General features: G+C 43.9%; 1 protein-coding gene. It reads right to left on the bottom strand.

Annotation, left to right across the window (positions count from 1 at the left end; all coding sequences use genetic code 11):
• The coding region (locus tag CSC79_RS19920) for an Ig-like domain-containing protein (RefSeq protein WP_237114073.1) at positions 1-2,558 on the bottom strand (2,558 nt) is incomplete at its 3' end.
• Positions 2,559-2,575: the final 17 nt, after the last annotated feature.

A 2,575-nucleotide genomic window follows, 5' to 3' on the forward strand; every position in this document is an offset into this window, starting at 1 on the left:
GTGTAGGTAAAGGTGTCTTGGCCATTTTCATTAGCACTCGGTGTATAAATTAAAGTTCCATCATTTTGGTCGATACTGACGGACCCTTTTGAAGGCTGTGCTACAACTGCAATATTTCCTGTCGGAATCGTGTCTTCAATATCAGTGGCACCTCCTCTAACTTGAATCGCGTTAGTTGCGGTGTCTTCATCCACCATTTCATTAAAGTTACTCACTACAGGGGCATCATTCACTGGAGTAATATCAATGTTCACAATCGCTTCGTTTGATTCTGCAAGCGTTGAGTCCTTCACCGTATAAGTAAACGAATCACTTCCGTTAACGTTTGCATTTGGTGTAAACGTTACAACACCATTAGCAATACTAAGCTGGCCTTTTGTTGGTTGCGTTTTAACTGTAACAGATGAGGCAACCAGGTTGCTTTCAGGATCTGAGTCATTACTAAGTACATTAATTGATTTAGATTCATCCTCTAGAGTCAAAATGCTGTCATTAAATGCTGTAGGGGCATCTTCAACAGCATTCATATTAATTGTTACGGTATACACTGATGAACTAGCACTTTCACTGTCTTCAACATGATAAGTAAAACTATCAGTTAGATTTTCACTGCCATCGTGAACATAACTAAAGCTACCATTGCTATTGAGCGTTAAACTACCGTATTGTGGGTCGGTATCTTTAGCAATCGTCAAGCTGTCATTAGAGTCTAAATCATCATCAGCTGCTAACGTGAGTAAGCCATTATTAAAGTCTCTTGAAAGTGTTGCCCCCTCATTGATAGTGTAACTGGTATTTTGACCCGTCGGCGCATCATTGGTATTTATTACTTCAATATTAAAGGCCGTTAAATTACCTGTATCTGTGCCATCATCAACCGATATTTGTATGTTTGATGTTGTGCCAACATGCTCATCCGTTGGTGTACCCGATAATTCACCTGTTTGTGTATCAAAGCTAGCCCAAGTCGGCTTATTAGTGATTGAGTAAGTATGCGTATCTTCACTATCTGAATCAGTTAATGTTGGTATAAAGCTATAAACACTATCTTCATTTATGCTTGTTGTGGGATTACCTGATAACACTGGCACAACATTGTATTGCTTGGTTACTGTAGCAGTGACACCTGTTCCTGGGTTTCCGCTTTCGTCAGTAACAATTGCAGTGAGTGTTAAAGTGCCCTCATTAAGGTTTGTAACATTAATCGATGAAACTTGTTCTGTATTACTGGTTATAGCAACCGCGCTTTGACTACTCACAGTACTAGACCCATCAGAAATTTGATAAGTGAAGCTCCCTGAGCTTTCTAATCCTGATAAAGTAAAGCTAAGTGCTGCTTCATTACTTCTATTTATAATGCTTTGATCAATAGCTGCGGTAGTTCCTGTTGGCGCCACGTTATCTAAGATCACAGAAGTACTTGCAACACTAGACGTGTTGCCCGCACTATCTGTTTGAGTTGCGTTAACGGTCAATGTGCCATTATTAAACGTGCTAACATCAAACTCACTGCCACTGAGTGTCCATGCACCCGAGCCATCAGCCGTGACCGTACGTGTATCGCTATTCGCGCCATCGCTGATAGTAACAGTGACACTAGTATCAGCCTCTGCACCAGAACCGGTGATTAGTACATCACTGTCCTCCGCTGCATTAACTTTACCATCGCCTTCTATTGGGGTTGTGATACTAACTGCACTTGGCACTGAGTTATCGAGCGTAATCGTGGCTGCTGCTGCAGTCGAGGTATTACCAGCTGCGTCAGTTTGTGTGGCACTCACACTGAGCGTGCCATTATTAAAGCTGCTGACATCAAACTCGCTGCCACTAAGTGTCCATGCACCTGAGCCGTCAGCTGTCACAGTCCGCGATTGGTTATTCGCGCCATCGCTGATAGTGACCGTGACGCTGGTATTAGCTTCTGCGCCTGAGCCAGTGATCAATACATCGCTGTCTTCCACTGCGTTAACTTTATCATCGCTTTCAATTGGCGTGGTTATAGTTACAGCATTTGGTGCTTCGTTATCTAATGTAATGGATGAAGTTGCCGCCGTCGACGTGTTACCTGCTGCATCTGTTTGCGTGGCGCTAATACTGAGTGAGCCATTATTAAAGCTGCTGACATCAAACTCGCTACCACTGAGTGTCCACGCACCTGAACCATCTGCTGTCACAGTGCGCGATTGGTTATTCGCGCCATCGCTGATAGTCACCGTAACGCTGGTATTAGCTTCTGCGCCTGAGCCTGTAATTAACACATCGCCGTCTTCAACAGCATTCACAATACCATCTGTTTCTATTGGTGTGCTAATCGTTAATGCATCGGGGGCTTGGTTATCGAGCATAATCGTAGTTGTAGCAGCCGTAGATGTATTACCTGCCGCATCTGTTTGTGTTGCTGATACCGTAAGCGTGCCATTATTCAGCGCGCTAATGTCTAATTCGTTACCCGACAACGTCCAATTACCGCTTGAATCGGCGGTGGTGGTTTTAGTCACACCGTCAATGCTGACCGTCACTGTTGCGCCTGATTCTGCCCCGTCACCTTGAATTAACACATCCTCATCTTCTGTGG

It is taken from the genome of Pseudoalteromonas sp. 3D05 (assembly GCF_002723455.1).
Classification (GTDB): domain Bacteria; phylum Pseudomonadota; class Gammaproteobacteria; order Enterobacterales; family Alteromonadaceae; genus Pseudoalteromonas.